The sequence below is a fragment of the Butyricimonas sp. RTP31003st1_G1_RTP31003_210430 genome (assembly GCF_040920905.1).
Classification (GTDB): domain Bacteria; phylum Bacteroidota; class Bacteroidia; order Bacteroidales; family Marinifilaceae; genus Butyricimonas; species Butyricimonas paravirosa.
Window position 1 is genome coordinate 37,052 of sequence record NZ_JBCOSQ010000047.1, and the last position, 4,256, is coordinate 41,307.

4 protein-coding genes are annotated in these 4,256 nt (G+C 46.5%); all 4 read right to left on the minus strand.

Annotated elements, in window-relative coordinates:
• The coding region (locus tag AB5542_RS14445) for a polysaccharide biosynthesis/export family protein (protein ID WP_368243138.1) at window positions 1–741 on the minus strand (741 nt) is incomplete at its 3' end.
• 47 nt (window positions 742–788) lie between these two features.
• Window positions 789–1,217 carry a BT0820 family HAD-type phosphatase gene (locus tag AB5542_RS14450; RefSeq protein WP_099293435.1) on the minus strand — a complete coding sequence of 143 codons (429 nt, stop codon included), beginning with the start codon at window positions 1,215–1,217 and terminating at the stop codon, window positions 789–791.
• A 29-nt stretch (window positions 1,218–1,246) separates the two neighbouring features.
• Window positions 1,247–3,166 (minus strand): polysaccharide biosynthesis protein, encoded by a 1,920-nt coding sequence (locus AB5542_RS14455; protein WP_270543815.1) that lies wholly within the window; start codon window positions 3,164–3,166, stop codon window positions 1,247–1,249.
• Window positions 3,167–3,286: 120 nt separating this feature from the next.
• Window positions 3,287–4,036 carry a hypothetical protein gene (locus tag AB5542_RS14460; RefSeq protein ID WP_368243140.1) on the minus strand — a complete coding sequence of 250 codons (750 nt, stop codon included), beginning with the start codon at window positions 4,034–4,036 and terminating at the stop codon, window positions 3,287–3,289.
• Window positions 4,037–4,256 lie beyond the last annotated feature (220 nt).

A 4,256-nucleotide genomic window follows, 5' to 3' on the forward strand; every position in this document is an offset into this window, starting at 1 on the left:
CACCCAAAGGGTCGTGCTGTTACCGATATCGGAGTTTTTTGCTTTTGTTTTGTTCGGGGTCACGTAAATAATATCGTTTTGCTTCAAGTAATAATACGGGGAAGTCACGATTCCAGCATTGTTTAAATTCAGTTTGATGATCTTACGCTTGCCGTTCACATCCTCACGGATTAGCTTCACGTTATCGCGAACACCATAGATCGTCATATCACCCGCCATAGCCAAAGCCTCCAGCACGTTCACCTTCTCGTTACCGATCGTGAAGCTACCTGGACGGGCTACCTCACCCAATACCGAGATCTTGTAATTAGCCATACGAACCGTAACGATCGGGGATTCTTTCAAATAAGGTTTCAAACGCTCGCGAATCAAATCCTCGGCCTCGTTCTTTGTAAGACCACCCACCGCCAAGCGACCGATAACAGGGAAATCAATCTCGCCCTTGTTATTCACCAAGTATTGCTGCATGGTCGGTTGCGTAGTCGTACTGATATTTGTCAAAGCCGCATTGAGCGGAGTCTGCACCGTCAAGTTGAACGGAGTCGCGGCCTTCGGGTCTGTCGTATTGACCGTGATGCACAACAAGTCTTTCGGCATGATCTTCGCGTCATACAAAGGAAGTGTCCCCTTAAAATCGTTCACAGCCTCTGGATTTTTGAGGTAAGGTACATTCTTGTAAGAGGTGCAACTCGCTACCAACAGAGGTAAAGCCAATAAAAGTAGTAATCTTTTGATTTTCATATTATTTTGTTATCATTTTTATTTCATTGAACACAGATGATGCGGGTTTAACGAAACAAACGAGAGAAAAGACCTTTCGATTTCTTCGGTTCGTATTCCGACTCGTATTCGCGCATTAAATCCTCATAGGAAAGTTTTTTGCTCACCATCTCGTAGATCATGCCCCAATCCGGGAGACCGCCAAGATTACGATCATCGATAAAGATGTCTACTTTCAACTTGCGGGAGAAATGGTTGTTTTGCTCTTTCTCCTCCTCCGGATAATCACGGTTCACGGCGTAAAACTCCAAGCCGCGATCACGGCAGAAGGCAACAGCCTCATCCAAAAGCTTACCCTCGCGTACACTCCATAAGATTAACTTGTGATGTTCCGATTGTAACTTTTTTAATGTCTCTATGGCGAAAGGAAGCTCCTTACCGATTGCCGGATATTTATGCTCGACGATCGTACCGTCGAAATCCACAGCTATTATCATCTCTTAATTTTTCAATTCTCAACTCTCGTCTATTTCACATCCAACCTCTCGAACTCCGAATTATTCGACTTAAACTCCGGCACTACCCGTTTCATCAGCCGCACTGTATCCTCCACCTTTACCGCCAAGGCCAATTCAGACAATTTATCGTAAACCTTCAGGATATCGTTCCGCTTGTATTCACGCACCCGCGCTACCCGAATTTTGGCATGTCCCGTCGGGAGGGTATTCTCCTCGTTACTCAACACTTCCTCGTACAGTTTCTCCCCGGGACGCAACCCAATAAATTTGATCTTAATATCTTCACCCGGAATATACCCGGCTAATCGAATCATCCTTTCCGCCAAGTCTACGATTTTCACCGGTTCACCCATATCAAAAACGAAGATCTGGTTCCCCGCACTCATGACCGCCGCCTCCATCACCAGCCGACAAGCTTCGGGGATCGTCATAAAGTAACGGGTTATTCTCGGGTCTGTCACCGTTACCGGACCGCCTTGCTCGATTTGTTTCCTAAAATATGGGATCACGCTACCGTTACTCCCCAGCACATTCCCGAAACGAGTGGTCACGAAACGTGTCTTTCCCTCTACCTCTCCCCGTTCCATCGCCAATCCTAAACTCTGCACGTAGATTTCAGCCAATCGCTTCGAGGCTCCCATCACGTTCGTCGGGTTCACCGCCTTGTCCGTCGAAATCATCACCATCATTTCCACCCCGTACTCCACGCAAAAGTCCGCTACCAACCTCGACCCAATCACGTTCACCCGCACTGCCTCGCAGGGATTTTCCTCCATCAAAGGAACATGTTTATAAGCCGCAGCGTGGAAAACCACCGCCGGACGATACTTTTCAAAAGCCATTCGCAAACGTTCCTTCTGACGGACATCCCCGATAAAAGGGCTAAACTTCAAACCCGGAAAATTTCTTTCCAGTTCCATGCGGAACTCGTGCATCGGAGTTTCCGCATTATCAAACAGGATCAAATGCCCCACACCCAAAATCGTCAATTGGCGGCACAACTCACTACCGATACTGCCCGCCGCTCCCGTGACCATCACCACCTTGCCGGCAAAATTTTCAGCACACTCCCGCGTATTTATCTTGATCTCTTCACGCCCCAGTAAATCCTCAACCCGTATTTCACGAACGATAGTCTTCTTCAATCCATCGCCCAGCACGTCAACCGGAGGCGTCACTAAATTTTTCAATCCGCAATCCGAACAAAAACGCACCAAACGATCCGCCTCCCGACGAGCCTCCTCGTGCGAGGGATACAACAACGCATTAATATTATATTTCTTCACGAAACGGGAAAAATTTTCTTCGTCCTCGAAATAACAAACCGGCAAATCGGATATCACGCAGGACTTCAAGTACCTCTCCGGGTTCACGAACCCCACTACTTGATAGTGTTTACTCGTGTACATCCGCTTCTTGAGTGCAACACTTTTATCCCCGCTCCCGTAAACCAATACACGGCTTTTACCCGAAACATCCCGTGAAACCGCATAATCGTAAACCAGTACCAGCGTTACGCGAAAACCGCTTAAAACTACCGTTGTCACGAGAAAATCAAGCAAGCAAAAAGCAAAAAGATGATGACCGAACAAGCACCAATCTGACCAAAAAAGCACACCTCCTAAAAGAATATCGCTCAAAAGTATGGCGAAACACAATCTCCCCATACTTTTCATCGATGCGTGACGGATGATGTTCTTACTCGTTCCCGAAAGCCAAAAAACTAAAAAAGTCGTCACCCCTCCCGCGAACAGTACCGTAGCATAAGCCGACCAAGACAGAGCCGCTATAAAACTATCGATAAAAAAAAGCGACACGAGCGAACCGGCAAGCGACAAATAGACATCCGCCAAAAGAATCACCTTATAACTCACGTATCTTTTCCTTTCAACCAAGTACTTGGATACCTCGTTTATCAAATTTTCCATTTATAAAATGATAAGGCTTCTTATTCACTAAAAGTTTAAAAGAAGCGTCCCCTCCGGTATTAATAGCTTGATCCGGCTTATGAAGTACCGTCGAGGGAGACGCTGTTACCGGGGGTTGCGTTACCCGGTATATCTCTCATTGCAAGCGGCGAACTCCCGCTTTGCAAGTATATTAAACACTTTTATTGTAACATCAAAATCATTCTCCCGCAATTGCAGGAATCGTTTAACAATCTCATCCTCCTCCTGCCTCACGGTGACAACCAAACGCACACGCTCTTCCTCAAATCGCACGTGTTCTTCCAACGGCAACTCCATCGCACCTACAACGTCATCATACAAACAAATAGCATCCCACCAAGACAACAACATTTCACGGTTTCCGCCCCGCGTATACCTCAACACCTCTGTCACCAATCGTCCGGTAAGTTCTCCACACTCCTCGTCCCCGACAAAATAGTAACAATTGCACAATAAACGACAAACATTCGGAGTACGACAAGGCAATGCGATCTTACCATTCCCCCGTGCCGCAAGAATCCGGTACGCTGCGTCCAAACCGTTTTTCAAGTAACCCAAATCCGAGTACACCTGATAGACATCCATCATGTCCGCCGCATAACCGGCACGGGTATCGACGGGGACATCCTCATTTCTCAATTGCCTCGGGAACAAGTGAACGATCGATTTCGCTCGCTCGTGAATATCACCGGGAGTGCCAAAATCATTCTCCAACCACGGGTATACCCGTACCATCGAGTACACCGTCAAGTAACCGTGTAACAAGCCCGACAACTGCCCCGGGGGATATGACCGAACATCAAGCTCCTCCAATCGCTTGTACAAATCGTGAAATAAACCTTTTTCCATTTGTATTTCCTGATTTACGATTTTAGATTTATGATTTTAATTGTACTTGTTGGCACTTTTTTAATCATAAATCGTAATTCATAATTCATAAATCTTAAATTAATCCTTTTGTTTTACTCTATTCTTTCCAGAAAAGAACCCGGGATGTAAGACGTGGCGATTGACACCACTCCCTCCAAACGAATCACCACCCGCTTGTGTCCCCTCAGGCGCACCAGTT

Coding starts and splice junctions, on each gene's coding strand:
- AB5542_RS14460 (WP_368243140.1), bottom strand. CDS start 4,036: ATGGAAAAAGGTTTATTTCACGATTTGTACAAGCGATTGGAGGAGCTT.
- AB5542_RS14455 (WP_270543815.1), bottom strand. CDS start 3,166: ATGGAAAATTTGATAAACGAGGTATCCAAGTACTTGGTTGAAAGGAAA.
- AB5542_RS14450 (WP_099293435.1), bottom strand. CDS start 1,217: ATGATAATAGCTGTGGATTTCGACGGTACGATCGTCGAGCATAAATAT.